The organism is Pseudomonas sp. FSO-7 (assembly GCF_059579345.1).
The window spans coordinates 39,963-63,263 of the sequence record NZ_CM184193.1; the positions used below are offsets into that span (position 1 = coordinate 39,963).

Genomic DNA, 23,301 nt, shown 5'->3' on the forward strand with positions numbered 1-23,301 from the left:
CCATGGCCCGCTGGAGTACCGAACGCGTCGTTGGCCTGCATGAACCACGGGTCAACGAGCATCATGTCTCGTCCACGGGCCTGCCTGGCGACAGCCGCTTGCGGCTGCTCAGCTTCAATATCCAAGTGGGCATCAGCACCGAACGCTACCGGCATTACCTGACCCGCGGCTGGCAGCATTTGCTGCCGCACACCGGGCGTGCCGGCAACTTGCAGAAGATCGGCGCCCTGCTCAAGGACTTCGACCTGGTAGCCCTGCAAGAGGCCGACGGTGGGAGCTTGAGGTCAGGCTACGTCAATCAGGTGGAACACCTGGCCCAATTGGGCGCCTTCCCCTACTGGTACCAACAACTCAATCGCAACCTCGGACGCCTCGGCCAGCACAGCAATGGCGTGTTGAGTCGCTTGCGCCCGTGGGCGATCGAAGACCATCCGCTGCCGGGCCCCAAGGGGCGCGGGGCGATCCTTGCGCGTTTCGGCGAAGGTCCGGAGGCGCTGGTCGTGGTCATGATGCACCTGGCGCTCGGGGCGCGGACCCGGACGATGCAGCTGGCGTACATTCGCGAGCTGATCGGTGGTTACAAGCACCAGATCCTGATGGGCGACATGAACACTCACGCCACCGACCTGCTGCAGACTTCACCGCTGCGCGATCTCGGTCTGCTCGCCCCCCAACTGGAAGCGACATTCCCCAGCTGGCGCCCCCAGCGCTGCCTGGACCATATCCTGTTGAGCCCGACCCTAACCCTCGAACGCGTCGAGGTGCTGGCCCAACCCATTTCCGATCACCTGCCGGTCGCGGTAGAAATTCGTTTGCCGGGTTCGCTCACGGCCGATGCATTCCCCGCGCTGAGTACTGCCCCTCGCGGATCCGATGAATGAGCGACGACGCCGAACGCTGGAGAGAGAAATACCTCAAGAGTATCGAACAGCAGGAAAAGCTCGAGCGCCGCTGGGATGCTCGGCTCGACTTGCTGCGTCGTGGCCTGGTGCGCAGCACCCTGGCCGCCGAGGGCACTGATCGGGCGGTCGATCAATGCATGAAAGAAATGCGCGAGGTGGTGCGCACCGATGACATGGACGCCGGCCTCGCCGCTCTGATTCCGCGCCTGGAGAAAGCCGTACTCGATTCCGAACAACGTCGCGAAACCCGGGTCGAGCAAACGAGCGCTGCGTTGACGGCCCTGGTTGCCCAGTTGCAGAGGCTGCCGTTGCCGAAAGAAGTCAGCCGGTCGCTGAAGAAGTTCGCCAAGCAACTGGAGGATCGGGCCAGCCAGGCTCGGGAGATTCCGCTGCTGCTCAGCGAGTTGAGCGGCTTGCAAGGCAAGGCGCTGAGTGCCCTGGACGCCCCTGTCGAACCGAGCCGCCCCGGACTGCTGCAACGGCTGTTTGGTGGTCAAGGCCATGATGACGCGTCACCCCAGCCTCACGAGCCTGCCCAGGCCAGCGTGGCGCCCCCGGCAGACACGGCCCAGCCAGTAGCCGTTGAGCCGGCAGCTGCCACAGCATCCGTCGCACCAGCACCAGCACCACCGTCGGACGCGGAGCCGGCACCCTCGTTGGAGGAGACGCCCGAACCGATCGACTTGGTTGCACCGCAGACCGAAGCCGCTCCAGCGCCCGCTCCGACTCCAGCAGCCGACGTGGTCCAGCCGATCACCAAACCGGACGAAGCCATCGAGCTGGCGGCATTGCAGGCACCGGTCGCCGACGAACCCCCGGTAGCGGCACCCGCCCTGGAGAATCCCGACGAACTGATGTCCGAGGAGGCGCCACAGGCCCTCCCCGACTCCTCGGCGCTTCCAGCAGAAGCCGAGCCCGACGAGTCCCTGACAGCCGCCGATGCTGCTGACGCCCAATACGCCCTGCCCGACTCGCCGGAACCGTCCTACAGCTCGGTCGCCAAGCACATCGAAGACACCTTGTTGGGCCTGTTGGGCGACCTGACCTTGCCCGAGCGCCATCGGCCACAAGCCGAAGCCATGCGTGAGCGGCTGCGAAATGGCCTGAACTGGTACGAGTTGTTGCCGATCCTCGATGATCTGGCGGTGCTGATGCTGGCCATCACCGACACCGGCCAGCATGAATTCGAAGCGTACCTGCAACGCCTCAATGATCGTCTCGAGTCATTCCAGAGCAGCCTGCAGGCCGCCAGTGAAGACCACGCCGACAACCTGTCGGCTTCTCGGGAAATGGACACCCAGATCCGCGAACAGGTGGACGGCCTGCAAAGCAGCGTGCAACAAGCCGATGACCTGGAAGGCCTCAAGCAGGTGCTGGAGAACCACCTCGAAGGCTTGCTCGGGACGATGGACCAACACCGCCAGCAACGGGATCAACGCGAGCACGAAGTCTCGATGCGCCTGAAAAGCCTGGCCGATCGCGTCGCGCTGATGGAGCAGGACGCCCAGGTCGTGCGAGAAAATCTCGAGGAGCAGCGGCAAAAAGCACTGGTCGATCCGCTCACCGGGTTGCCCAACCGCGCCGCTTGGTCCGAGCGCCTGGAGCATGAAGTCGTCCAGTGGCAGCAGCACGGCAACAGCTTGTTGCTGGCCATGCTCGATCTCGATCATTTCAAGCGAATCAATGACAACTATGGCCATCTGGCCGGTGACCGGGTGCTGAAACTGATCGCCTCGGTCCTGCGTAAACGCCTGCGTGGCGGCGATTTCATTGCGCGCTTTGGTGGCGAGGAGTTTGTCCTGCTGGTGCCGGATACCCCCCTGGCAGCGGGTGCCAAGCTGGCCGAGGCGCTGCGTCTGGCCATCGAAGCCTGCCCGTTTCATTTCAAGGGCGAGCCGGTCACGGTGACGGTATCGATGGGCATGACGGCTTTCAAGCCGGGCGAACACAGCGATTCTGTGCTTAAAAGAGCCGATCAGGCGCTTTACCGGGCTAAAAATGCTGGACGCAACCGCGTGGAGCTAGGCTGAGGCTAATTGTTCCAATTTGTTTAATATCGTCCCGCGCGACGGATCATCGCGGGGTGATACGTTACACTGTTGCATTACTTCCAGCGCGTAATGCCTTCCGCCATGAAATTCCTTTCGCTCATTGTTTCTTTATTTATCCTGGCCGGCTGCACCAGCGGTCCTCGGTTCGACACCAGCCACCCTTCCGTCAACCACGACAACCGCATCCAATTCGTGGTGGTGCATTACACCTCGGCGTCTCTGGAGCGTTCACTGGCCCTGCTGACCCATGGCGAAGTCAGTGCCCATTACCTGATTGGCGACGATAAAGACGCGACCATCTACAAGTTGGTGGATGAAAGCCGACGCGCCTGGCACGCCGGGGAAAGCGAATGGGAAGGCCGGACCTGGCTCAACTCCAGTTCCATTGGCATCGAAATCGTCAATCCGGGTTTCGTCGACACGCCCACCGGGCGCCTCTGGTATCCCTACAGCGAAGCCCAGGTCCAGGCCTTGACCGTCTTGCTCAAGGACATCATCCAGCGCAACGGGATCAACCCGCGCAGCATCATCGGCCATAGCGACATCGCGCCCCTGCGCAAGCTCGATCCGGGGCCGCTGTTCCCTTGGAAGCGCCTGGCGCAAGCGGGCTTGGGGGTGTGGCCGGATGAACAGGCCGTGGCACGCCAGCAGGTGCTCTTCGCCGCGCAATTGCCGCCTGCCAGTTGGTTCCAGGCCGAGCTGGCCCGCCTGGGCTACCCGACACCGCAGACCGGCGAATGGGACGTGGCCACTCACCATGTGCTGGCCGCCTTCCAAATGCACTATCGACCGACCCGTTTCGATGGCACGCCGGACGCGCAAAGCGCGGCGATTCTGCAGGTGCTCAACCAGACAAAATAATGACGCCCGTCCGACGAATCGGGCCAAATCCAAATCAGAAGCTATAACTCATTGGTAACTTTCGGATTACCCATGATGACGGCTGCCCGCGAAACCCTACAGAGCTGGCTCCATCGCCCCCTGTTCCTGGCGATGATGGCGGCTGCCCTGAGTACCGTCCTGCTGCTGGCGGGCAGTCTGTTCGTGGTCGTGCAGCAGATCCAGCAGCGTGAAAGCGATCAGATGAATGCCCAGGGCGAGCGCTTTCTGCTGCGGCTGGAACAGCTCTTCGGGCAATTGCGTGAAAGCCTCGACGATTTGCAAAACCAGCCGTTGCGCGGTTGCGACGATGACATGATCGCGACCTTGCGAGAGGTCAGCTTCAATTACCGCTTCGTTTATGAAGCGGTGTACATCGACGGCAGCGGTGTCTGTTCCAACCGTCCGCGCCAGAGCGGATTGTCGGTGACCCGCCCGCCCGACCTGCGGGGCCCGACCTACAGTTACTGGCTCAATACCACCACCGAACCCAACGAAGACCGCGCGGCGCTGATGCTGGGCCGTGGCAATTTCCGCGTTGCCACCTCCCGCGGGCATCTGGCCGACGTGGTCGACCTGCCCTCGGGCAGCAGCCTGCTGGTGGTCCTGGATCACGGCACGCGGGCCATTCCCGTGTTGGGCACCCAGCAATACTGGCCGCCCACGGAGCCTTGGCCGCCGAAAAGCCACAACGCCTTGCAGATAACGCCGACCCGGTTGATCTATCGGATGCCCACCGACAGCCCGGAATATCAACTGGTGCTGATCGCCCAGCGCAATGCTTTCAAGGTTCCGGCCTATGCCTGGTGGATGCTGCCCATCAGCCTGGTGCTGGGCCTGGGGATTGGTTTCCAGGTGTTTCTGCTGGCGCGCCATCGCCAGTCCATGGACGCCGAGCTGCACGGGGCCATCCGGCGCGGTGAGTTGCAGGTGCTGTACCAGCCGATTTTCGACCTGGACAGCCGCAACTGCGTCGGTGCCGAAGCCTTGCTGCGCTGGCGACGACCGGACGGCACCCTGACCAGCCCGGACTTGTTTATCCCGATGGCCGAAAATACCGGGCAGATCCGCCAGATCACCGATTTCGTGCTGCAGCGGTTGTTCGATCAGTTGGGCCAGCTGCTGCGGGCCAATCCGCAATTGTATATCTCTGTGAACCTGGCGGCCTGCGATGTGATGGTGCCGCGTATTGGCGAAGTGATCGCGCGCCTGCTGGCGTTGCATCGGGTCTCGGCGCGTCAAATTGCCTTCGAAGTGACCGAGCGCGGGCTGATCGATGTGTTGGTCGCTCGAGATAACCTGCAATCGCTGCGTGACGTTGGGCATCAGGTGCTGATCGACGATTTCGGCACGGGTTATTGCAGCTTGGCCTACCTGCAAACCCTGCCGGTGGACTGCCTGAAAATCGACAAGGCCTTCATTGATGCCTTGGGGCACGATGCCGCCAGCAGCGGTGTGGCTCCGCACATCATCCGTATGGCCCACGCGTTGCAGCTCAAGGTGATCGCCGAAGGCATCGAGCATGAAGCCCAGGCCTCCTACTTGAGCAGCGAAGGGGTGAGGTTCGGCCAGGGCTGGCTGTTCGCCCATGCCCTCAGCGCGGTGCAGCTCATCGAATTGATTACCCGTGGCCGACGCCTGCGTGGACGTCGGCTCGATGATGAAGCCTGAGCGCTGGCGCCAATGAGCTGTAGTGTTCGCTAGAAGCGAGCTGCACAGCAATCCGCATCTGTCAGTGGAGGGGAAAGAACGTCCTCATGCCCGCGGCCAAGATGAAGAGAGCGCCAGTTGGATGAAGGTTGGATGTCGGCGAGATCAATATATTTTCCCGACGCATTCGCACGGATAAGTCCACCCCGGGCAATAAGGTCAACGTGAGTTTCGCACTCGAAGCCCACATCACCGATGGCTTGGTTGTGATTCCCAAAACCAAGGTGCACTCCGGGGCATCGTTCATTCAGAAGGCAGTTGTCGGCGGCTGGAATTTCCACCTGCGTATTGGTGCCAAAGCCAAGTTCGCCGACCCGGCGAGCATTCTCATAGGTAAAAGCTTTGTCCAGAATGCGCATGATTTCCGGGCGCGCGCAGGAAAAATCAACGACTTCGCTGTTCTTTATATCGAGGGTGAGGGGAGTAGTGTTCAATCGGATATCATCGATAATGCGGAAATTCGCTTGCAGTGCAAAGTCAGCGACCAGTCGGCCAGAAACAGTCACAGGGTAGGTAGCGATCTCACCACTTGGCAGGACAAGTGCTTTTCCTGAATAGATAATTCCACTCATGCTTAGCCATCTGAACCTGGAAAGATCCAAGCCGACTTCGAGTTCAGTGCCGCCCGGTGTCGTAATGGTCAGAGACGAACTATCCCGGCAATGTTCAAAGATGGCAGCGTTCTTGGCGGCATGTTCTTCTGGTTTAACCTTCAGGCCGTTGGCAAACAGGTGGCGGCTTGCATTGAGAGCACGCACCACGAGATAACAGTCGAAAGCATAATTCATGAATGTCTGCTGTAAGATCTCGTCATGTGAAACCGTGTCTCGCTCAAACAGCACGACAACACAACGGCGGTGCGTTTCACGATAAGGCGCAATCGATGTCGACAGGCGCTGACAAAAATCGGGATCTCGCAACGGTAACATCGGTATCAGCGTGGTGGATACGCCGCGCAATTCCAAGGCGAGAGCGACCCACGCCGCAGGCTCCCGTACATCCAGGGTATAGGCAAGAACGACGTTGTCCTCCTGAGTGATATGGGCGTAATTATCAATCAGCGACTGAATACCATCCCATGCCGCTTGATCGAGGTTATCCAACGTATCCGTCTTGATAGCGTTCATGGTTCTGACCCCTATCGATGCAAGGTAAACAACCTGACAATCCGATCTCCGTGCAGGGATTATTTTAAATGAAATCACTGCACGGAGTGTTCGCGGAGTCAAGGGATATAGGTTATTTTTCCTTCAGGGCTAATCTCGAGGGTATAGGGCTGGTCAGAACGAAACTTGCCTTTTTCCTCTTTTTTTAATTTGTTCAGAATGACCATCAGTTCTTTCTGAAGATGCTCTGGAAGAGGGGTTTTTTGCGGTTCTTTGTTCATGTTAATAATCTCCAGACTAAAATCATGGAACGTTATCGTAAGGGCCCTCAGCATATACATCATCACTGAAATTAAAATCTAATGACGAGTTGCACACTTGGCTACTGTTAGAACTAACAGTGAGTTAGTGTGTTTTGGAATAACAAGAGTTGCTCTTGTGGCTGGTTCGGCGCTCAGACCGTCAGCGCCATGTAGAACTGCGTGCCCTGCCCCGGCCTTGAATAAACGCCCATGCGTCCGCCGTGGAGCTGGACGATCTCCTTGCACAGGGCCAGGCCGAGGCCGGCGCCGCCCTTCTTGCGTCCGACCTGGACGAAAGGTTCGAAGATCCGTCCCTGTTGGCCGTAGGCAATGCCTTCACCGTTGTCCTCGACACTGATGATCACCCGCTCGCCGTGGCGCCGGGCCTGCAAGCGGATCTGGCCGTCTTCGCCGGTGTGGCGCATAGCGTTGTCGATCAGGTTATCGAGCACCCGATCCAGTTGCGCAGCGTCGGCATGCAGCCGCGGCAGCGGCCCCTGGATCGCCACGAGCAGCTCGATACCCTTGGCTTGGGCCTGCTCGGCGAACCGCAATCGGGCCTCTTCCAACAGGTCGTCGATGGAACAAGGCGCGAGGGTCAGCTTTTGCAGGCCGTTCTGGTAGCGAGAGAAATTCAGCAGGTCATTGATCAACTGCATCAGCCGCTGCATTTCTTCCGTGACGGTGTTGAGCAGGTCCGCCTCGCGCGACTCCTCTGGAAAATGCAGGCGCTCCTGCAACAGGCCGAATGCCATGTGCATGCCCGTCACCGGGGTACGCAGTTCATGGGAGGCCCGCAGGACGAACTCGCTGCGCACCCGTTCGAAGGCGCGCTGTTCGGTGACGTCATGCAGCACCATGACCGCGCCGAGGATGTGGCCTTGGGTGTGGCTGACCGGCGTAAGGCTGTAGGTCAGCACCCGCGACTCGCCGTCGACCTCGATGCTCAGGTCTTCCGGCGCACGTTCCAGGGTTCCCCCGCGCAGCACCAGGTGCAGTTCTTCATCCAGTTCCAGGCGGCCCAGCGCCTCGCCGAGCCCTTGGCCCAGGCGTGCCTCATCCCAGCCCAATTGACGCTGGGCCACCGGGTTGAGGTGCTCCAGCTGGCCTTGGCGATCGATCATCAGCAAGCCGTCGTCGATGCTGTCGAGCACCGCTTGCAAACGTTGCTGGCCGGCGAGCAGTTCATCGACATTGGTGGCTTGATGCTCGCGCAGTGCCTGGGCCATGACCCCGAAACGACGGGTCAGTAAATTCAACTCGGCGGCGGAAGAAATGGGCAGCGTGACCTCGAAATTGCCCTGGCCGATGTCATCCGCCGCCGCGACCAGTGCCTCGATCGGCTCGCCGAAACGCCGGGCAATGCCATGGGCCGTGATAAAGCCGATGATCAGCACCGCCAGCCCCACCAGCCCCAGCAGTCCGGAAATCCACATCGCACGTTCGCGGGCGCGGTCCTGGGTTACGCTGATGTTGTTCAAGGCGTGCCGGTATCCTTCGATCAGACCGGTGCGCAATACGTTGAATTTTTCGGTGAGGCCCTGAAGTCCGGTGAGAGAGGGTTGCTGGCGAGAGGCCGCGAAGGCGTCAAGAAAACTGATGTAGTCGGCTTTGGCCTTGCTGAAGTTGTCCACCAAATCGGCTTGCCCTTGTTCGTGGGCGATGCCCTCTTCGAGCAAATCGAAATACTGTCGCTTGGACTCCTCCAACGCAGCCAGGTTGGGGTTGTCGTCGAGCATGATCATCAACTGATCGCCGAGGGTCTGGCGCAGCTTGAGGCCCAAGTCCAGCAGGACGAAGTTGTCGCGTACCGATTGTTCCTGGGTATTGGCCATTTGCATCACGCTGACCAAGCCCAGCACCAGCCCCAGCAATGCCACGGTAATAAGGGCCGAGATACTGAGAAACAGCCGTGTGCGCAGCTTCATCGCCAGTTTCATAAGGTGTCGCTCACAGGTTGTACTGCTTGCGTTTGCGATAGAGCGTGGAGGCATCGATACCCAGCGTCTTGGCCGCCTGGTCGAGGGTGTCAGCCGTGGCCAGCACCGCGCCGATGTGAGCTTTTTCCAGTTCGTCGAGGCTCAACGCGGCACCGATGCGCGGCGCATTGTTGACCGGCTGCTCGGCCATGCCCAGGTGACTGATTTCGACTTTTTCCTGCGGGCAGATGATGCTGGCGCGCTCGACCACGTTGCGCAGTTCGCGGATGTTGCCGGGCCATCGGTAGCCCAGCAGCGCTTCGCGGGCCTCGTCGCTGAAGCCCCGGGCCGGGCGCGCGTATTCCTTGACGAAACGGGCCAGGAAGCGGTCGGCCAGGGTCAGGATGTCTTCGGCGCGCTCACGCAGCGGCGGCAGGTGCAGGGTGATGACGTTCAGGCGATACAGCAGGTCTTCGCGAAAACGCCCGTCGCGCACCATGTCTTCGAGGTTGAGGTTGGTCGCGGCGAGAATCCGCACATCGGCGCGACGGGTGACCGGATCCCCTACCCGCTCATATTCCTTGTCCTGGATGAAGCGCAACAACTTGGGTTGCAACGTCAGGGGAAAATCGCCGATCTCGTCGAGAAACAGCGTGCCACCGTCGGCCTGGTTGACCCGCCCCAGGGTACTTTCGCTGGCGCCGGTAAAGGCTCCACGGCTGTGGCCGAACAATTCGCTTTCCATCAATTCGGCGGTCAGCGACGGGCAATTGATGGTGACGCAGGACTTTTTCGCGCGCTTGCTCCAGCCATGGATCGCCCGGGCCAACTCGCCTTTACCGGTACCGGATTCGCCGAGGATCAGGATGTTGGCGTCGGTGCTGGCAACCTGGCGCGCGGTCTCCAGGACGACTTTCATCGCCGGGCTGTGGGAATCGAGGCCGTCCTTGGGTTTGCGCACTTCCCCTTCCAGGGCTTCGAGCCTTGCCGACAGCTGGCGCACTTCCAATTGCTTGGCGGTGGCCAGGCGCAGTTGATCCGGGCTGCAAGGCTTGACCAGGTAGTCGGCCGCCCCGGCCTGGATCGCATCGACTGCGGTATCGACCGCCGAGTGAGCAGTGACGATCACCACCCGCATCCAAGGCGCCTGGATGCGCATTTGTGCCAGGACATCCAGGCCGTTGTCTTCCCCCAGGCGCAGGTCGAGAAAGCACAGGTCGAACACCTGGCGTTGCAGCAGTGTGTCGGCCTGGGCGGCGCTGTTGGCAGTGGCGACGGTATAGCCTTCGTCTTCCAGGCAGTAACGGAACGTACGCAGGATGGCGGACTCATCGTCTACCAGCAGAATGCGGCCTTGGTGCTCAGTGGCGGATTCCATTTTTCCTACGCTCCTTAATGAATGATGTTGGTTAGTGTCAGAAAAATCGGGCAAGTTGCATGGTCGATTCTGAGGGGATATTACCCACCGAACTTGCCTCTGTGGACGTCTGACTCCTAAAAGACTGATTTGAGTTCCTTTTTTTGTGATTTGTCCGGGGCGGACGGTTCATATCGCTGATTCCGACGGCTGCGTCTGACAGGAAACTTCAGAACCACCTTACGCCTTTTCCCTTCCGTTCGTGCAATACGCACGACGTTCGCACGGGTCATCGTGCAGGATGCGTCCCACAGCTCCCTTAGCCATTTGCTAACTATTTGATTTTAAAGAGATTTAACTCTTAAAAAATCCTGGCACGCCGGCTGCACTGCTCTGGTCAACGTGGCGTGAGAGCGCCTCAACCAGATCACCACACCCGGGTGGGGAGGAATTTCAGGATGAATCGTCAATGTGCCGCCCAGTTTCGACTCTCTTCCTTGAAGATCCAGCAGGGCTTATGGGCTGCTCTGGCATTGCTGATCACGCTCGTGATTGGCCAGCAATGGTTGCTCTGGCATGAACGTCAACAGCCAGAAGCGCCACAGGTGACGATTCAACGTGCCCCACAAACCCATTTCAGCGCCGTCAGCGCCGCAGAAGCTTCCGCTTCCATGCGCATGATGGATGTCGATCAGGCTCAGCCAGTGGCCGACATGACGCGTGAAGAGCGCTGGGTGTTTTAACCCCGATGTACCGGTCGTCCACTGCGCCGGAACCATCACCGCCAGACCCTAACTAAATAGAAAAGCGTAAGGAGAATCACCATGTTGAGCTGGGCAATTACCTTCCTGATCATTGCCATCATCGCCGCCGTACTGGGCTTCGGTGGTATCGCAGGCACCGCCACGGGCATCGCCAAGATTCTCTTTGTCGTGTTCCTGGTGATGTTCATCGCTTCCTTCTTCTTTGGCCGTCGTGGCCGAGGCTGACCATGAGCGTTTCCTTAAAAGGACTGGCCGCCGCCCTGTTGTTGGGCGGCAGTGCCATGGCAATGGCTGCCAATGACGGACAGATGCGCGTCAATCAGTTGCTGGAGGCGGACCCGCAATACCGCGAGACCTGGCAGCACGTCGTCAAAAAAGAAGAACGCCTGCCCGATTGGGTGTTGAACCTGTCAGGCGATTCGCAGCAGATGAATGCAGTCGAGGAAGACGGCGACAAATACCTGGTGGGACCGCTGTGTGAAACCCAGGCCACGTGTCGCAACAAGCGCTTGATCGTCGCCTTCAGCTTCGACAAGGACGAGGCCTATGCCATGTTGGTGGAAGTCCCTGCCGGACTGCCGGCCGACAAGCCCCCGACCCGACATGCGGACTACCGTTTCCTCGGTAATCCCAATGAAGGTATGCAAGAACTGTTAATGGAGCAACTCAAGAAAGATCCGAACTGGTACTGATTCTGAAAAGGGGAAAAGCAGCCCTGCTTTTCTCTGTTGCACAGCCCGAGGAGGGCCGATGCATGACCAGGGGGCCGGGACGTTCTGACGGATGTGCGTCGGAGTGACCTACGGGCACAAGGAGTGCCTGCGAAAGGGCCGGGTCAGGTAAAAGCTGTGACGCAAGTTCGCAAAGCCCTCGCGGCTTGGCGAACTTGCGTCGAGCTTCGGATCGCAAATGTGTGGGCCAGAGCGGTTGTTCGACCTGGCGTCGCAAGCAGGCCGCGATGCGGCATTTTGTCTCCTCCCGCCAATTTATTGCCCTTTCCCTGACCGTATATCGGAGAATGACGAGACGATTTCTCTCTTGGGTCGCGTCTGGATCCGTCGCTGTTTCATCGATTCCTCACGTTTGGAAGAAAAAGCCCAGCTACGCTGAAATGGCCGGTTCACGGCACTTATGCCTGCAAAAATGTCGCATTCGAACCGCTTGTCACGCGGCTTTCGTTTGGAAAATCTCATGCCGATTCGGCATGGGGTAGGCGTTTACGGCATTAGACGAGCCCCCCTGGCATCGCAATAGTTGCGCCTTTTTTCGCCTGCCAGTAAGCCGCTAGCGCGCTCGGGGTGACCTTATACGGGGGCAGGGGCGCGAATGTTTTTCGTCATCGACGAGCCGTTCGCGCCACTGCCCGAGTCCAACTGAAGTAAGGGTAACGACATGAAGAAGGCACGACTAAGCCTCGCCTGGCAGATCCTCATCGGTCTGGTGCTGGGGATTGCATTGGGCGCGCTGCTCAACCATTTCAGTGCCGAGAAGGCCTGGTGGATCAGCAATGTGCTGCAACCGGCGGGCGACATCTTTATCCGTCTGATCAAGATGATCGTGATCCCGATCGTGATTTCCTCGCTGATCGTCGGCATTGCCGGGGTCGGTGACGCCAAGAAACTCGGGCGTATCGGCCTCAAGACCATCCTTTACTTCGAAATCGTCACCACCATCGCCATCGTCGTCGGCCTGCTGCTGGCCAACATCTTCCAGCCGGGCAGCGGCATCGACATGAGCACCCTGGGCACGGTGGATATTTCCAAGTACCAGGCCACGGCTGCGGAAGTCCAACATGAACATGCGTTCATCCAGACCATCCTCAACCTGATCCCGTCGAACATCTTCGCCGCCGTCGCTCGTGGCGAGATGCTGCCGATCATTTTCTTCTCCGTATTGTTCGGCCTGGGCCTGTCCAGCCTGCAATCGGACCTGCGCGAGCCGTTGGTGAAAATGTTCCAGGGCGTGTCGGAAAGCATGTTCAAGGTCACCCACATGATCATGCAGTACGCGCCAATCGGTGTATTTGCCCTGATCGCGGTGACGGTCGCCAACTTCGGCTTCGCATCCCTGCTGCCGCTGGCGAAACTGGTGATCCTGGTTTACGTCGCCATCGCCTTCTTCGCCTTCGTGGTGCTGGGCCTGATCGCCCGCCTGTTCGGCTTCTCGGTGCTCAAGCTGATGCGCATCTTCAAGGATGAGCTGGTGCTGGCCTACTCCACCGCCAGTTCCGAAACCGTGCTGCCGCGGGTGATCGAGAAGATGGAAGCCTACGGTGCGCCGAAAGCCATCTGCAGCTTCGTGGTGCCCACCGGGTATTCGTTCAACCTCGACGGCTCGACCCTGTACCAGAGCATCGCGGCGATTTTCATCGCTCAGCTGTACGGCATCGACCTGTCCATCAGCCAGCAACTGCTGTTGGTGCTGACCCTGATGGTCACTTCCAAAGGCATCGCCGGCGTGCCGGGCGTGTCGTTCGTGGTGCTTCTGGCCACCTTGGGCAGCGTGGGCATTCCGCTGGAAGGCCTGGCCTTCATCGCCGGTGTCGACCGCATCATGGACATGGCCCGTACCGCGCTGAACGTCATCGGCAACGCCCTGGCCGTGTTGGTCATCGCCCGTTGGGAAGGCATGTACGACGATGCCAAGGGCCAGCGCTACTGGAACTCCCTGCCGCACTGGCGCAGCAAGGAGCCGCTGCCGGCGGGGGAAACTTCCAGCCGTTGATCCATTGGGGGGGAGTTCGGGCCAGCAACAAAGTGCCTGAACAACCCCGGTCATTGTGGGAGCGAGCTTGCTCGCGATAGCGCCGGATCAGTCAGTATCGATGTTGACTGACACACCGCCATCGCGAGCAAGCTCGGCTCCCACAGGGTGTTCATTGCTCACCTGCACAGTACCAATCAAACCCCGGAGCAATCCGGGGTTTGTCGTTTCTGCCAGCCCCGCTATCATTCGCGGCATCTTCCGGGGGATTTAACCGATGCTCAATGGCCTGTGGCTTGGCTTCTTTATCGTGGCAGCCGTGTCGGCTCTGGCGCAGTGGCTGATCGGCGGCAACGCCGGGATCTTCGCGGCCATGGTGGAAAGCATTTTCGCCATGGCCAAGCTGTCGGTGGAGGTGATGGTCCTGCTGTTCGGCACCTTGACCCTGTGGCTGGGCTTCCTGCGCATCGCCGAAAAGGCCGGCATCGTCGACTGGCTGGCCAAGGCCCTCGGCCCGCTGTTCTTGCGCTTGATGCCGGAAGTGCCCGCCGGCCACCCGGCGATCGGCCTGATCACCCTCAACTTCGCCGCCAACGGCTTGGGGCTGGACAACGCGGCCACCCCCATCGGCCTCAAGGCCATGCGCGCCCTGCAAGATCTCAACCCCAGCCCGACCATTGCCAGCAATGCACAGATCCTGTTTCTGGTACTCAACGCCTCGTCGCTGACCCTGTTGCCGGTGACCATCTTCATGTACCGCGCCCAACAAGGCGCGCCGGACCCGACCCTGGTGTTCCTGCCGATCCTGATCGCCACCACCGGCTCGACCCTGATGGGGCTGCTGTCCGTGGCGTTCATGCAGCGCCTGCGCCTGTGGGATCCGGTGGTGCTGGCTTACCTGATCCCGGGCGCGCTGGCGCTGGGTGGCTTCATGGCGCTGCTGGGGACGCTCTCGGCCACGGCGCTGGCGGGGTTGTCATCGATCCTCGGCAACCTGACGCTGTTTGGCCTGATCATCCTGTTCCTGGTGGTGGGCGCACTGCGCAAGGTGAAGGTGTACGAGGCCTTCGTCGAAGGCGCGAAAGAAGGGTTCGATGTTGCCAAGAACCTGCTGCCGTACCTGGTGGCGATGCTCTGCGCCGTCGGCGTGCTGCGGGCGTCGGGGGCGCTGGATTTCGGCCTGGACGGCATCCGCCACCTGGTGCAGTGGGCCGGCCTGGATACGCGCTTCGTCGATGCCTTGCCCACCGCCATGGTCAAGCCGTTCTCCGGCAGCGCCGCCCGGGCGATGTTGATCGAGACCATGAAGACTTCCGGCGTGGACAGCTTCCCGGCCCTGGTGGCAGCGACCATCCAGGGCAGTACCGAGACCACGTTCTATGTGCTGGCGGTCTATTTCGGCGCCGTGGGCATCCAGCGGGCGCGCCATGCCGTGGGCTGCGCGTTGCTGGCCGAACTGGCGGGCGTGCTGTCGGCGATCGGGGTCTGCTACTGGTTCTTTGGCTGAGGCCTTCAGGGCGCCGGCGTTGCGAAACGCTGGCCCTGCTCCAACGTCCAGTTCACCACTTCGGCGGTCAGCCGATCACCAGCCCGGCCAAAGCCGTCCACAACCGCCGGCACTTTCACATCGCTCAACGGCTGGCGCACTTCAAAACGGCGACTGGCCAGGATGCGTTGGTCGAACCCACGCACCAACAGTGCGTCCAGGCGAATCACCACGCTGGCCGCTGTGCCCTGGTATTCGGTCTGGAACGCCTGCAGTTGTCCGCCCAGTTCCAGGTCCGCTTGCAGGTTGCTGTCGGCGACGCTCAACAGCCTGACGCGCCCGTCCTGGGCAAAACCATCGAGCAGGCGGTTGCGCAACAGCACCGGGGCTGGGTCGCTCCAGCGCGAGGCGGCGTAACTGCTGAACAGATTGCCCTGGGGAATCACCGCGATTTTCGGGCTGTTGAGCACCTCGCTGGTCTGGGGGCTGGCCAGTCGCAGCGACCAGCTCACCGCCGTGCCCGCAGATACCGGGGCCTGGGTGGCCGGCAAGCGATACACATCCGAAGGTTCGGCCTTGGGCAAAATCGAGCAACCACCTGCCAGGGCAAATCCTGCCAGCAAGAGAAGAGGGCGGATAAACCGGTTGGACGGCTTCATGGCGTGAACTCCTTGTCCTTGTCATTGCCCAGCAAATAGCCGCTGGGGTTGGCATCCAGACGCCGGGAGATCCCCCGCAAGGCACTCAGGGTTTCGCGCAGCTCACGCACGGCTGGCGCCAGGGCATTGAGGCCTTGCATGCCGTTATTCAACGAATCGCGGTTGTCGCTCAACAGTTTGTCGAGGGTCGCGGTGCTGCGAGCCAGGGACTGCATGGCCTGGCCGGCGTTGCCGAACGCCTGTTTGCCCTGGTCGTTGAGCAAACCATTGGCGTTGCGCATCAACGCCGTGGTCTGTTCCAGCGTGGCGCTGGCCTGTTTGCCGATGGACGCCAGTTGCTGCATGGCCTGGCGAATATCGCCGCGCTGCTCGGCAATGACCCCAGTGGTTTGTTCCAGATGCTCAAGCGTCTTGCCCAGGCTTTGGACGTTGTCCGAGGAAAACACCTCATTGGCGTTGTGCAGCAACAGGTTGATGCTGGTCATCAAGTCATCGCTGTTGTTGAGCAGGCGGGCGATGGGCGAGGGGGCGGCGATGATCACCGGCGGTTCACCGTCGTGCCCTGTCAGCGCCGGGCTCTGGGGCGTGCCGCCACTGAGCTGGATAATCGAGGTGCCGGTGATGCCGGTCAATGCCAGCTTGGCCTGGGTGTCTTGCTTGACCGGTGTTTCCCCGCTCAAGCGCACCTGTGCCAACACCCGGCGCGGGTCGTTCGGGTCCAGGCGCAGATTGACGACGTCGCCGACCTTGATCCCGCTGTACTCCACCGAGCTGCCCCGGGACAGCCCGCTGACCGCCTCGTTGAACACCACTTCGTAATACTTGAATTCACTGTCCACGTTGGACTTGGCCAGCCACAGGCCAAACAGCAGGGCGCCGGCCACCACAATGACGGTGAACAGGCCGATCAACACATGATGGGCTCGGGTTTCCATGTCAAACCTCGTTGGATGGTGTAGCGGTCGATAACGCCGCGCGGCCGCGAGGGCCATGGAAGTATTCGTGAATCCAGGCATCGTCGGTTTCCGACACCTTGTCGATGACATCGGCCACCAGTACTTTTTTCTGCGCCAGTACCGCCACCCGATCGGTGATGGTGTAGAGGGTGTCCAGGTCGTGGGTGACCAGGAACACGCTCAAGCCCAAGGCATCGCGCAGTGTCAGGATCAACTGGTCGAACGCCGCCGCGCCGATGGGATCGAGGCCGGCGGTGGGTTCGTCGAGAAACAGGATGTCCGGGTCCAGGGCCAGCGCACGGGCCAGGGCGGCGCGCTTGATCATGCCGCCGGACAGTGAGGCGGGGTATTTGTCGGCGGCCGAGAGTGGCAGCCCGGCCAGCGCCAGTTTCACCGCCGCCAAGTGCTCGGCGTCGGCCCGGCTGAGCCCGGCGTGTTCGATCAGTGGCAGGGCGACGTTTTCTGTCACGGTCAGTGACGAAAACAGCGCGCCTTTCTGGAACAACACGCCAAAGCGCCGTTCCACCCGCGAACGTTGTTCCGGGGGCAGGCTCGGCAAGTCCTCGCCGAACACCCGCACAGCACCCTCGCTGGGCCGATTCAGGCCGACGATGCTGCGCAGCAGCACCGATTTGCCGCTGCCGGAGCCGCCGACCACGGCGAGAATCTCGCCCTTGTACACATCCAGATCGAGGTTTTCATGCACGCTCTGGCGGCCAAAGCGATTGCACAGGCCCCGCACCTGAATCACCGCCTCGGTGGGCGGTCGTAAGGGTTGGCTCACCAGTTCATCTCCATGAAAAACAGCGCGGCCACGGCATCGAGCACAATCACCACGAAAATCGACTGCACCACGCTGGAGGTGGTGTGAGCTCCGACCGATTCGGCACTGCCACTGACCTTGAAACCTTCCAGGCAGCCCACGGCAGCGATCAGGAAGGCAAAGATCGGCGCCTTGACCATCCCCACCACGAAATGCTGCACGCCGATGTCTGACTGCAACAGCGTCAGGAACATGGCCGGTGAAATACCCAGCGACAAAGCGCAGACCACACCGCCACCAATAATCCCGGAGAGCATGGCCAGGAAGGTCAGCATCGGCAGCGCCACCAACAGCGCCAGCACCCGTGGAATCACCAGCAACTCGACGGGATCGAGGCCAAGGGTGCGGATCGCGTCGATTTCTTCATTGGCCTTCATCGAGCCGATCTGCGCGGTGAACGCGCTGGCGGTGCGGCCCGCCATGAGGATGGCCGTGAGCAAAACGCCGAATTCGCGCAGGAACGAGAACGCCACCAGGTCCACGGTAAAGATGCTGGCGCCAAAATCGGCCAGCACCGTCGCGCCGAGGAACGCCACCACCGCGCCCACCAGGAACGTCAGCAGGGCGACGATGGGGGCCGCGTCCAGGCCGGTCTGTTCGATATGAACGACCATCGCTGTCATGCGCCAGCGCTTGGGGCGAAACAGGTTGCGGGCCAGGGTTTCCAGGATCAGGCCGACAAAACCCAGCAGTTGCAGGGTGTCTTGCCAGACTTTGTCCACGGCGCGGCCGATACGCGTCAGCAACTGGGTCATCACGCTGACCTGCGGCTCTTTCACCGGCACACAGAAGTCCGTCAGCGAGCAGTAGACCGTCTGCAACAGCGCTCGCTCGGCGGCCGGCAAGCTGCAATCGGGGTGCTCGGCGGTCTTGCCCAGCCGTTCGGACCCCAGCAGTTCCACCAGCAACGAAGCCCCGGCGGTGTCGAGGGCGCCGAGGCCGTTGAGGTCGATCAGGGTGTTTTCGTCGTATTGGCCGCGCAAGGATTCGCTCACGCGCTTGAGCTGCGCGTAATGGGCCAGCGTCCAGTCGCCGCCGACCCAGAGCTGCGCCGGAGAGCGAGACGTGTCCAGCCGGGCAGTGCCAGTGTGGGATCCGGGGGTCATATGCTCCATGCTCGTTCGACTTGAACAGCGCTACCTAATAGCACGACCACCGTTATTTTGCCTCGGGTACGGCAGCGTTCACCTCGAAACGCAGCACACCGATCAACTGGCCGTTTTCCGTGAGCACCCGCACCTGCCATTTGCCTGTCGGGTCGTCCGGGAAGTTCTGCTTGTGGGTCCAGGCGCGATAGCCTTCCTTGCGCCCGCCGTGGATGTCCAGGGCGATGCGGTCGACTTCTTTGCCGTTGAACTGCCAGACGTGATAAATCCGCTCGTCGAGCCCTCGCGGCGCGTTGATGGCCGTGTAGGCGTACAAGCCATTGCCGCGGATCTGGGCGGCGCTGACTTCCTTGAGGCTGGCGCCCGGCGTGCGGTCCTCCAGTTGGGTGCTGATCGCCACTTCGGTCATCCACAGCGTGGCTGGCGGCACCCAGGAGCGCAGTACCCAGCCGGCGGCACCAATGCCCAACGTGATGCAGAGGATCGCCAGGGCGTTGCGTACGGTGCGGATCGGGAAGATCGAGGCCAGGCTGGGAAACGACAGCAGCATGGCAATGCCCAGCGCCAGCTTGAAGCTCTGGTCGGTGGTCAGGTGCAGGATGACCGGCAACGCGGTGAGCAGGGCGGCGAACAGCGTCAGTGTGTGCAACGCCAGGAACGCCCAGCGCCGGGGTGCCAGCCATTTGTAGTACAGCGGGTCGGTGATCGAGATCAGCGCCGCGATCGTCAGCAGGCCGGTGAAAAGCAGCTGGCTGCTGTTCCAGGTGGTGGTGATGAAGAAAAACGGCAGGACGAAAAACAGGCTTTCCTGGTGAATCATCTGCGTGGCGTAGCGCAACAGCGGCTGGGGGATTTCCCGTTTGAAAATCCGCGTGAACAGCCGGGTCATGCTGTTCTCGACCATCAGCCAGAGCCAGCTCACCAGCATCATGATGGCGATCCAGGTCGCCAGGCCCTGCTGGCGGTCCACCAGCATGAAACTGCCGACCCCGGAGATGAAGCCACCGAGCGCAATGACCCCGGGATAGCGCTTCATCAGCTCAAGGATGCGCTGGACATAGACCGTCAGGTTCTGCATTCGGTGGTTTCACAGTAAGTCGTAGGAAATATCCCTGACAGAGTATCGCCAAGGCGGTGACGTGGCGAGGCTCGCGACGCGTGTCGTGGTGATCTTTTGTGGCGAGGGAGCAAGCTCCCTCGCCACGGGATTTGAGTTGTCCTGGCGGGAGCCATTCGCGAGCAAGCTCGTTCCCACTGGGGGATCAACCAGGCTCCGGTCGCGTCCTGCGACACAATCGCCAGCCAATCCCCACCAGCAACAACCCCAGCAAACCACCCAGCCCCCAAACCAGCTCATCATCACTGAGCAACGGCTTTTCGATGCGCAGGTAACCCGGGTCCTTGAGCAGCTCGCGCAGGGCCACGTTGGCCTGTTCCAGGCTCACCTCCTGCAGGCGCACGGCCGGGTTGGCGAAGCGACCGTCTTCATAGTCGCCCAAGGCCCCCCAGTAGTAATCGGCCAGTGCGCTGTTGCCTTGAACCGCCCAGGACTGATGGGCGATGGCCGCGCGTTTGATCCGCACGAAACTGGCGGGGTCCAGGCCATCCTTGTGCAAGGTCTTGCGCAGTTCTTCGAGCGCCTGTTCGGCTTCGGGCAAGTCTTCGCGGGACAGGTCGGCGTTCAGGCTGAAGAAGCCGACGCCGCCGAACACTTCGCGCTCGGTCCACGGCCCGTAGGACAGGCCGCGGGCCAGGCGCAGCTGGCGATAAAGCGCCCAATCCAGGTAATCCTTGAGCAGGTCGAAGGTTTCGTCATGCTGCTCGTCCAGCACCGGTTCCGGGAACAGCCAGTGAAGCTTGGCGCTGTCGCCAGCCAAGCCACGGATCAGGTTGCGCTTGGTGACCGCCTTGTAGCGGATCTGCGGCAACGCCTCGTGGGCACTGGGCTCCACCGGCTCGAGTTCGCCAAAGGCGCGTTCCAGGTAGGCAGGCAGCAGTCGGTCGAGATCGCCGACCACGATCAGCGTCATGTTGTTCGGCGCATACCAGTCCTTTCGCACTTGTTCGAGGCGGGCGAGGGTATGGCGCTGGACCTCGGCCCGTTCCGCGCAGCGCAGGCCCAACTCAACCGCCAATTGGTTGCTGGCCTTGTGGCCCAGGTCCTGGTGATCGAGCCAGCGTTGCAGGTGGGTGTAGTGGCCACCGTCCTCGCGTTCCACCACTCGTTTGGCCGCCTCCAGGGCTTTTTCGTCGATACGGGTGCGGGTCAACAGCGCCAGCAGCAGGTCCAGCACCTTGCGCTGATTGCGCGCCGGTGCCTCGATGACGAACGTGGTATCGGCGTTGCTGGTGAAGGCATTCCACTCGCCACCCAAGGCCTGCATGCGCTCTTCCAGCCCACCTTCACCACTGTCATCGACGCCGCTGAACAGCAGGTGTTCGAGCAGGTGCGGCAGTTCCTTGTCGGCGCAACTGAAGTCGTCCAGGCCCACGCCGACCACCAGCCGGATCGCCACATGCCCGCGCTCGGTGCCGGGCTTGAGCATCAGTTGTATGCCATTGGGCAGCGTATAGCCTTCGACCTGGAACCGGTCCAGGGCAACCACGGGCAGTGAGCCGAGCAAAAGAAAGGCGAGCAACAGACAACGCATAAGGGCTTCCTGGCGGCTGAGTGGGGGTCCATGGTGCCGGGCAGGCCGTCATCGGCGGAGTGTCGCCCGGAGTCGGCTCGCTCCCCCTATCGAATTTATGCGGTATTCATGACAACGGGAGCAGGCGGGCCGGTGAACGGTTTCAGGCCCGAGCCTTTGTTACTGACTGACCAATGCGCCAGTCGTTCACGGCGAATGGGTTATGTCGGAAATTTCATCGACCGCCAGCGCACCGATCTCGGCCGTCTCCAGCACCACATAGGCGCTGCCGCAAAACAGCGAATTGAGGCGTCTCATGTCGGCGATCAGCTCCAGGTGCAGGGAACTGGTCTCCAGACTTTGTACGACTTTGCGTTGCAGGCGGCTGACGTGGGCATGGGCCATGCGCCGTTCCTGCGCCCGAAAGCGACGTTTCTCACGCAGCAACTGGCGGGCGCTTTCCCGGTCGGCGCTGAGGAATACCGACAACCCCAGCCGCAGGTTGGCGATCAAGTGGCTGTGCAGCCCCGCCAATTCCTCCAGGCCCACATCGGAAAAGGAGCGGCGTTGGGAAGTCTTCTGCTGCTGGACCTTGCGCAACATGCGCTCGATAAGGTCGCTGGCCAGCTTGAGGTTGATCGCCAGTTCGATGATCTCCGCCCAGCGGCGGCTGTCTTGTTCGCTGAGGTCTTCACGAGGCATTTGCGCCATGTACAACTTGATGGCACTGCACAGCGCCTCGACGTCATCACTCATGCGCCGTACATCCTGGGTCACCGCCGTTTGCGTACCGCGCAGCACGTCCAGCATGGCTTCGAGCATGTTTTCGATCAGGTCGCCAATGCGCAAGGTTTCCCGGGCGGCGTTCGCCAGCGCCAGGCTCGGGGTGGCGAGGGCCGTGGGGTCCAGGTGGCGGGGCTTGGCCGTGCCGTTGGTCTCGGGCCGTTCCGGCAGCAGCCAGGCACAGAGCTTGGCCATCGGCGCGACGCTGGGCAGCAGCACCAGGCACCGCACGGTGTTATAGAGCAGATGAAAACCGATCACCGTTTCCTGGGGGCTGAAATCCAGGCCGTCCAGCCAGCCCACCAGCGGATCGAGCACCGGAATGATCAACACCAGGCCGATCAGCTTGTACAACAAGCTGCCCAGCGCCACCTGGCGCCCGGCGCTGTTTTGCATGCTGGTGCTGAGGAACGCCAATACGCCGCTGCCGATGTTGGCGCCGATCACCAGGCCGATGGCCACCGGCAGGCTGATCACCGCTGCGCCGGCCAATGTCGCGGTCAGCAGCACGGCGGCCAGGCTGGAATAGGAGATCATCGCGAACAGCGCGCCGACCAGCGCATCGAGCAGGATGTCGCCGGTCAGCGAGGCGAAGATCACTTTCACACCTTGGGCGTGGGTGATGGGCGCGGCGGCTTCGACGATCAATTGCAGGGCCAGGATGATCAGCCCCAGGCCGATGCCGACCCGGCCCATTTGTCCGACGCGGGTCTGTTTGCGCGAGAGGAAAAAAATCACCCCGAGGAAAATCAGCAGCGGCGACAGCCACGACAGGTCGAGGGTCAGCACCCGTGCCATCAACGCGGTGCCGACATCGGCGCCCAGCATGGTCGCCAGGGCCGGGGTCAACGCCATCAGGCCCTGGCCGACGAACGAGGTGACGAGCATGGCCGTGGCGTTGCTGCTCTGGACCATGGCCGTGACCATGATCCCTGCGATAAACGCCAGCCAGCGCCTGGACATGTTCTGGCCAATGACATGGCGCAGGTTCGAGCCATAGACCCGCAAGATGCCAGTACGCACGATATGCGTGCCCCAGATCAGCAGGGCCACGGCGGAGAGCAAATTGAGCAGGGTCAGCATGAGAGGCCCCCTGTTAGCGTCCCAAAGGAACAAATTGACGATGCCACATTCTTCTTTCTTGTACTTAAGCTGTAGTTGGCGA

20 protein-coding genes are annotated in these 23,301 nt (G+C 61.3%); 9 read left to right on the plus strand and 11 right to left on the minus strand.

Going from position 1 to position 23,301, the window contains the following annotated elements:
* Window positions 1-2 precede the first annotated feature (2 nt).
* The 4 genes from AC515T_RS00190 (at window position 3) to AC515T_RS00205 (ending at window position 5,503) form a co-directional block, all read left to right on the plus strand.
* Complete coding sequence (locus tag AC515T_RS00190) at window positions 3-881, plus strand: endonuclease/exonuclease/phosphatase family protein (RefSeq protein WP_496530978.1); 879 nt, start codon at window positions 3-5, stop codon at window positions 879-881.
* A complete protein-coding gene (locus AC515T_RS00195) occupies window positions 878-2,932 on the plus strand; it encodes a GGDEF domain-containing protein (RefSeq protein WP_496530979.1) in 2,055 nt (684 codons plus the stop codon). The genes AC515T_RS00190 and AC515T_RS00195 overlap by 4 nt, the downstream gene beginning before the upstream one ends.
* A 102-nt stretch (window positions 2,933-3,034) precedes the next feature.
* Complete coding sequence (locus AC515T_RS00200; protein WP_496530980.1) at window positions 3,035-3,814, plus strand: N-acetylmuramoyl-L-alanine amidase; 780 nt, start codon at window positions 3,035-3,037, stop codon at window positions 3,812-3,814.
* A gap of 75 nt (window positions 3,815-3,889) precedes the next feature.
* On the plus strand, window positions 3,890-5,503 hold the full coding sequence (locus AC515T_RS00205) for an EAL domain-containing protein (RefSeq protein ID WP_496533205.1): 1,614 nt from the start codon (window positions 3,890-3,892) through the stop codon (window positions 5,501-5,503).
* A gap of 29 nt (window positions 5,504-5,532) precedes the next feature.
* Here the strand turns inward: AC515T_RS00205 and AC515T_RS00210 are convergent, their stop codons facing one another.
* From AC515T_RS00210 to algB, 4 genes are all read right to left on the minus strand, one after another.
* The gene (locus AC515T_RS00210; RefSeq protein WP_496530981.1) at window positions 5,533-6,669 is read right to left on the minus strand and encodes a CgnE/CgnB domain-containing protein; all 1,137 of its coding nucleotides are present in this window, start codon (window positions 6,667-6,669) and stop codon (window positions 5,533-5,535) included.
* Between the two features lie 98 nt (window positions 6,670-6,767).
* Window positions 6,768-6,929, minus strand: a complete 162-nt coding sequence (locus tag AC515T_RS00215) for a hypothetical protein (RefSeq protein WP_496530982.1) — start codon at window positions 6,927-6,929, stop codon at window positions 6,768-6,770.
* Between the two features lie 173 nt (window positions 6,930-7,102).
* Complete coding sequence (locus tag AC515T_RS00220) at window positions 7,103-8,890, minus strand: ATP-binding protein (protein WP_496530983.1); 1,788 nt, start codon at window positions 8,888-8,890, stop codon at window positions 7,103-7,105.
* A 10-nt stretch (window positions 8,891-8,900) separates the two neighbouring features.
* Window positions 8,901-10,247 carry a sigma-54-dependent response regulator transcription factor AlgB gene (algB, locus tag AC515T_RS00225; protein ID WP_053126909.1) on the minus strand — a complete coding sequence of 449 codons (1,347 nt, stop codon included), beginning with the start codon at window positions 10,245-10,247 and terminating at the stop codon, window positions 8,901-8,903.
* 437 nt (window positions 10,248-10,684) lie between these two features.
* Between algB and AC515T_RS00230 the strand changes: the two genes are divergently transcribed.
* From AC515T_RS00230 to AC515T_RS00250, 5 genes are all read left to right on the plus strand, one after another.
* Window positions 10,685-10,969 (plus strand): hypothetical protein, encoded by a 285-nt coding sequence (locus AC515T_RS00230; RefSeq protein ID WP_496530984.1) that lies wholly within the window; start codon window positions 10,685-10,687, stop codon window positions 10,967-10,969.
* 81 nt (window positions 10,970-11,050) lie between these two features.
* Entirely contained in the window at window positions 11,051-11,215 is a 165-nt protein-coding gene (locus tag AC515T_RS00235; RefSeq protein WP_003177151.1) for a DUF1328 domain-containing protein, read from the plus strand.
* A gap of 2 nt (window positions 11,216-11,217) precedes the next feature.
* Window positions 11,218-11,682, plus strand: a complete 465-nt coding sequence (locus AC515T_RS00240) for an inhibitor of vertebrate lysozyme family protein (RefSeq protein ID WP_496530985.1) — start codon at window positions 11,218-11,220, stop codon at window positions 11,680-11,682.
* A gap of 700 nt (window positions 11,683-12,382) precedes the next feature.
* The gene (gene gltP / locus AC515T_RS00245; protein ID WP_496530986.1) at window positions 12,383-13,714 is read left to right on the plus strand and encodes a glutamate/aspartate:proton symporter GltP; all 1,332 of its coding nucleotides are present in this window, start codon (window positions 12,383-12,385) and stop codon (window positions 13,712-13,714) included.
* Between the two features lie 256 nt (window positions 13,715-13,970).
* Window positions 13,971-15,200, plus strand: coding sequence for a nucleoside recognition domain-containing protein (locus tag AC515T_RS00250; protein WP_496530987.1), 1,230 nt, complete (start codon window positions 13,971-13,973; stop codon window positions 15,198-15,200).
* A gap of 5 nt (window positions 15,201-15,205) precedes the next feature.
* Here the strand turns inward: AC515T_RS00250 and AC515T_RS00255 are convergent, their stop codons facing one another.
* From AC515T_RS00255 to AC515T_RS00285, 7 genes are all read right to left on the minus strand, one after another.
* On the minus strand, window positions 15,206-15,838 hold the full coding sequence (locus AC515T_RS00255; RefSeq protein WP_496530988.1) for an ABC-type transport auxiliary lipoprotein family protein: 633 nt from the start codon (window positions 15,836-15,838) through the stop codon (window positions 15,206-15,208).
* The gene (locus AC515T_RS00260) at window positions 15,835-16,773 is read right to left on the minus strand and encodes an MlaD family protein (RefSeq protein WP_496530989.1); all 939 of its coding nucleotides are present in this window, start codon (window positions 16,771-16,773) and stop codon (window positions 15,835-15,837) included. The genes AC515T_RS00255 and AC515T_RS00260 overlap by 4 nt, the downstream gene beginning before the upstream one ends.
* Window position 16,774: 1 nt before the next feature.
* Window positions 16,775-17,578: an ABC transporter ATP-binding protein gene (locus tag AC515T_RS00265; RefSeq protein WP_496530990.1), complete on the minus strand. Its 804-nt coding sequence runs from the start codon at window positions 17,576-17,578 to the stop codon at window positions 16,775-16,777.
* Window positions 17,575-18,723 carry an ABC transporter permease gene (locus AC515T_RS00270; protein ID WP_496530991.1) on the minus strand — a complete coding sequence of 383 codons (1,149 nt, stop codon included), beginning with the start codon at window positions 18,721-18,723 and terminating at the stop codon, window positions 17,575-17,577. Before AC515T_RS00270 ends, AC515T_RS00265 begins: the two co-directional genes overlap by 4 nt.
* 52 nt (window positions 18,724-18,775) lie before the next feature.
* Window positions 18,776-19,801 (minus strand): DUF5924 family protein, encoded by a 1,026-nt coding sequence (locus AC515T_RS00275; protein WP_496530992.1) that lies wholly within the window; start codon window positions 19,799-19,801, stop codon window positions 18,776-18,778.
* Between the two features lie 184 nt (window positions 19,802-19,985).
* The gene (locus tag AC515T_RS00280) at window positions 19,986-21,374 is read right to left on the minus strand and encodes a M16 family metallopeptidase (RefSeq protein ID WP_496530993.1); all 1,389 of its coding nucleotides are present in this window, start codon (window positions 21,372-21,374) and stop codon (window positions 19,986-19,988) included.
* Between the two features lie 186 nt (window positions 21,375-21,560).
* The gene (locus AC515T_RS00285; RefSeq protein ID WP_496530994.1) at window positions 21,561-23,219 is read right to left on the minus strand and encodes a Na/Pi cotransporter family protein; all 1,659 of its coding nucleotides are present in this window, start codon (window positions 23,217-23,219) and stop codon (window positions 21,561-21,563) included.
* Window positions 23,220-23,301 lie beyond the last annotated feature (82 nt).

Coding starts and splice junctions, on each gene's coding strand:
- AC515T_RS00270 (WP_496530991.1), bottom strand. CDS start 18,723: ATGACCCCCGGATCCCACACTGGCACTGCCCGGCTGGACACGTCTCGC.
- AC515T_RS00280 (WP_496530993.1), bottom strand. CDS start 21,374: ATGCGTTGTCTGTTGCTCGCCTTTCTTTTGCTCGGCTCACTGCCCGTG.
- AC515T_RS00230 (WP_496530984.1), top strand. CDS start 10,685: ATGAATCGTCAATGTGCCGCCCAGTTTCGACTCTCTTCCTTGAAGATC.
- gltP (WP_496530986.1), top strand. CDS start 12,383: ATGAAGAAGGCACGACTAAGCCTCGCCTGGCAGATCCTCATCGGTCTG.
- AC515T_RS00190 (WP_496530978.1), top strand. CDS start 3: ATGGCCCGCTGGAGTACCGAACGCGTCGTTGGCCTGCATGAACCACGG.
- AC515T_RS00260 (WP_496530989.1), bottom strand. CDS start 16,773: ATGGAAACCCGAGCCCATCATGTGTTGATCGGCCTGTTCACCGTCATT.
- AC515T_RS00240 (WP_496530985.1), top strand. CDS start 11,218: ATGAGCGTTTCCTTAAAAGGACTGGCCGCCGCCCTGTTGTTGGGCGGC.
- AC515T_RS00210 (WP_496530981.1), bottom strand. CDS start 6,669: ATGAACGCTATCAAGACGGATACGTTGGATAACCTCGATCAAGCGGCA.
- AC515T_RS00220 (WP_496530983.1), bottom strand. CDS start 8,890: ATGAAACTGGCGATGAAGCTGCGCACACGGCTGTTTCTCAGTATCTCG.
- AC515T_RS00250 (WP_496530987.1), top strand. CDS start 13,971: ATGCTCAATGGCCTGTGGCTTGGCTTCTTTATCGTGGCAGCCGTGTCG.
- algB (WP_053126909.1), bottom strand. CDS start 10,247: ATGGAATCCGCCACTGAGCACCAAGGCCGCATTCTGCTGGTAGACGAT.
- AC515T_RS00235 (WP_003177151.1), top strand. CDS start 11,051: ATGTTGAGCTGGGCAATTACCTTCCTGATCATTGCCATCATCGCCGCC.
- AC515T_RS00285 (WP_496530994.1), bottom strand. CDS start 23,219: ATGCTGACCCTGCTCAATTTGCTCTCCGCCGTGGCCCTGCTGATCTGG.
- AC515T_RS00215 (WP_496530982.1), bottom strand. CDS start 6,929: ATGAACAAAGAACCGCAAAAAACCCCTCTTCCAGAGCATCTTCAGAAA.
- AC515T_RS00275 (WP_496530992.1), bottom strand. CDS start 19,801: ATGCAGAACCTGACGGTCTATGTCCAGCGCATCCTTGAGCTGATGAAG.
- AC515T_RS00205 (WP_496533205.1), top strand. CDS start 3,890: ATGACGGCTGCCCGCGAAACCCTACAGAGCTGGCTCCATCGCCCCCTG.
- AC515T_RS00200 (WP_496530980.1), top strand. CDS start 3,035: ATGAAATTCCTTTCGCTCATTGTTTCTTTATTTATCCTGGCCGGCTGC.
- AC515T_RS00255 (WP_496530988.1), bottom strand. CDS start 15,838: ATGAAGCCGTCCAACCGGTTTATCCGCCCTCTTCTCTTGCTGGCAGGA.
- AC515T_RS00195 (WP_496530979.1), top strand. CDS start 878: ATGAGCGACGACGCCGAACGCTGGAGAGAGAAATACCTCAAGAGTATC.